4 protein-coding genes are annotated in these 3046 nt (G+C 76.2%); 3 read left to right on the top strand and 1 reads right to left on the bottom strand.

Annotated elements, in window-relative coordinates:
* Positions 1–453: 453 nt before the first annotated feature.
* Positions 454–1089 carry a TetR/AcrR family transcriptional regulator gene (locus PKY62_RS12890; RefSeq protein WP_324537588.1) on the top strand — a complete coding sequence of 212 codons (636 nt, stop codon included), beginning with the start codon at positions 454–456 and terminating at the stop codon, positions 1087–1089.
* Complete coding sequence (locus PKY62_RS12895; protein WP_324537590.1) at positions 1086–1997, top strand: alpha/beta fold hydrolase; 912 nt, start codon at positions 1086–1088, stop codon at positions 1995–1997. The genes PKY62_RS12890 and PKY62_RS12895 overlap by 4 nt, the downstream gene beginning before the upstream one ends.
* A gap of 21 nt (positions 1998–2018) precedes the next feature.
* Here the strand turns inward: PKY62_RS12895 and PKY62_RS12900 are convergent, their stop codons facing one another.
* Positions 2019–2420, bottom strand: coding sequence for a VOC family protein (locus tag PKY62_RS12900; protein WP_324537592.1), 402 nt, complete (start codon positions 2418–2420; stop codon positions 2019–2021).
* A gap of 300 nt (positions 2421–2720) precedes the next feature.
* Here PKY62_RS12900 and PKY62_RS12905 point away from each other — a divergent pair.
* Positions 2721–3046: Clp protease N-terminal domain-containing protein (locus PKY62_RS12905; RefSeq protein WP_324537594.1), on the top strand; the 326-nt coding region annotated here is incomplete at its 3' end.

A 3046-nucleotide genomic window follows, 5' to 3' on the forward strand; every position in this document is an offset into this window, starting at 1 on the left:
CCACCCCGCCATGCCCCCCGCCCCGTACCCGCCCCCGCAGCCGCCGCCGCACCCGCCCCGCAATCCCCCCCGCCCCGCCCCCGCCCCGCCCCCGCCCCCGCCGTGCCCCCGGCCCGGCGGCGCCCCGGCCCCGCCCCGCCGGCGCCCAGCGGGGAGAGATGCCGGCGCATGGCGCCGCCAGGCCTCCCCGCGGGGGGGGAGGGGCTGCCCCGGCGGACGAGCGGATGGGCGGGCGCAGCGGGCGTGGCGGGGCGGGCGCGGGTGGGTCGGGGAGGCGTGTGCCGCGCCGTCGCCGGCGGGCGCAGCGGGGCGGGCGCGGGTGGGTCGGGGAGGCGTGTGCCGCGGGGTCGCCGGCGGGCGCCGACGGGTGGGGGCCGCGGGGCCGGGTGTCGAGGCGGGTGCGCGCTCCCGTCGCCATCGTGGCGAATCGCACGATCGTGCTATTTTGTCGCGGTGCCGACCACGTCCCTGCTCCAGACGGCGCCCACCAAGGGCCACCGCACCCGCGAGGCGATCCTGGCGCGCGCCGTGGAGCTCGCGTGCCGCCTCGGCCTCGGCGGCCTGACCATCGGCAGCCTCGCCGCGGAGGTCGGCCTGTCCAAGAGCGGCATGTACGCGCACTTCGGCTCCAAGGAGGCGCTGCAGCTCGCCGTGCTCGACGCCGCCGCGCGGGAGTTCACCGCGGCCGTCATCGCACCGGCCCTGCGCGCGCCGCGCGGCGAGCCCCGCGTCTGGGCACTCGTCGACGGCTGGCTGGCCTGCGGGCGCGACCGGATGCCGGGTGGCTGCGTGTTCGTCAAGGCCAGCACGGAGCTGGACGAGCAGCCCGGTCCGGTCCGCGACCGCCTGCGTGACCAGCACCTCGAGCTCGGCCGCGTCATCGCGCGGATCGTCGACGGCGCCGTCACCGAGGGCCACGTCGCACCCGGTGCCGACCCGGACCGGTTCGCCGGGGACCTGCACGCCGTCATGCTCGGCTACTACCACGCGCACCGTCTGCTGGCCGATCCGCAGGCAGAGGCCCGCGCGCGCGCGGCCGTCGCCGCCCTGCTCGACGCCGCCCGGCCCACCGAGGGAGCCCGCCCATGACGACCACCGCACCCCCCACGCACGCGCACCACACGCGCCTGCACCTGGGCCGCTCGGTCGCCGTGGCCGTGCGGCTCGCGGCCGTGCGCGCGTCCTTCCGGGTGCTCGACGCCGTCGCCCCGGCGCGCTCGGCGACGCGCGCCATGGACCTGTGGTGCACGGTGCCGGGCAACGCCGGCCGGCGGCGGGACCTACGCCCGCGCGCCGGCGCGCTGGTCCGCGTCCCGGTGCCGCGCGGCGGGACGGTCGTCGCCGAGCACTGGGGCGAGGGGCCGGCGGTCTACCTCGTGCACGGCTGGGGCGGCTGGCGCGGCCAGCTCGGCGCCTTCGTCACGCCGCTGGTCGACGCCGGGTACCGGGTGGTCGCGTTCGACGCCCCTGGCCACGGCGACGCCGACGCGTCGGTCATGGGCCCGGGCCGCGGCACGGTGCAGGAGATGATCGAGGCCTTCGCCGCCGTGGGCGAGCGGTTCGGCCCCGCGCACGGCGTGGTGGCGCACTCGCTGGGCTGCACCTCCGCGGCGATCGTCGTGCGCGAGCACCTGCCGACGGCGCGGCTGGTGCTCGTCGCGCCCAACCACGACTTCACGGTCTACACGCGGGGCTTCGCGTCCATGGTCGGGCTCTCGGAGCGCACCCGGCTGGCGCTGGTGCGCACCATCGAGGACTTCTGCGACCGCGCCATCGAGGACTTCGACCTGCACACCCTGGGTGCGGACGGCTCGATGCCGGCGACCCTCGTGGTGCACGACACCCGCGACAAGGAGACCCCGCACGCGGTCGGTCGGGCTGTGGCGGACGGCTGGCCGACCGCGCGGCTCGTGCTGACCGATGGCCTCGGCCACCAGCGGATCCTCGCCGACGACGGCGTCGTGGCGCTCACCGTCGAGCACCTCGCCGGCCGCTGAGCGCGGCCCGCGGGGGCGGCGTCACTCCGGCGCGGTCATCGACGCGATCTGCACGAGGTTGCCGCAGGTGTCGTCCAGCACGGCAGTCGTCACCGGTCCCTGGGTGAGGGGGTCCTGGACGAACCGCACGCCCACCGAGACCAGGCGCGCGTGCTCCGCGACGACGTCGTCCACCGAGAACATGGTGAACGGGATCCCGTCGGCGACGAGCGCATCGCGGAACGGGGCGACGGCAGGGTGGTCGGCCGGCTCGAGGACGAGCTCGACCCCGTCGGGCTCGCCGGGCCCCACGACCGTGAGCCACCTCGTGCCGCCACCCAGATCGACGTCGGTCTTGGCGCGGAAGCCCAGGACGTCGGTGTAGAACGCCAGGGCGGCGGCCTGGTCGTCCACGAACACGCTGGCGTGCGAGATGCGGATCATGGTGCGTCCTCTCCTGAGGTGGTGCTGCGGCCCGATCGCGGACCGGCCAGCGGTCGGTGATCTGCTGCACCGGGCGGGTGTCGAGGTCAGGGAACCGGTAGCGGCCCGCGCGCCGGACCCGGACCGGGCCGGCCGCCACGAGGACGTCCTGTCTATCAAGACTCGCACCCGACGGCCACACCCGATCACGCCTGCGGCGAACACGGGCAGTGCCGGCCAGCCCCCGCGGTTAGCCTTGCGGGACGACGTCCAGGCCCCGCGGAAGCTCCGCGGTGCGCACGCCGCCCGCAAGGAGCGCAGATGTTCGAGAGATTCACGGACCGGGCCCGCCGGGTGGTCGTCCTCGCCCAGGAAGAGGCGCGGATGCTCAACCACAACTACATCGGGACCGAGCACATCCTGCTCGGCCTGATCCACGAGGGCGAGGGCGTCGCAGCCAAGGCGCTGGAGTCCCTCGGCATCTCGTTGGACGCCGTGCGCTCGCAGGTGCAGGAGATCATCGGCGAGGGGCAGCAGGCCCCGTCCGGCCACATCCCCTTCACGCCGCGCGCCAAGAAGGTGCTCGAGCTGTCCCTGCGCGAGGCGCTGCAGCTGGGCCACAACTACATCGGCACCGAGCACATCCT

It is taken from the genome of Actinotalea sp. (assembly GCF_035443605.1).
GTDB lineage: Bacteria > Actinomycetota > Actinomycetes > Actinomycetales > Cellulomonadaceae > Actinotalea.

Bases quoted from the DNA above. Each gene is read 5' to 3' on its own strand.
- PKY62_RS12900 (WP_324537592.1), bottom strand. From the start codon at position 2,420: ATGATCCGCATCTCGCACGCCAGCGTGTTCGTGGACGACCAGGCCGCC.
- PKY62_RS12895 (WP_324537590.1), top strand. From the start codon at position 1,086: ATGACGACCACCGCACCCCCCACGCACGCGCACCACACGCGCCTGCAC.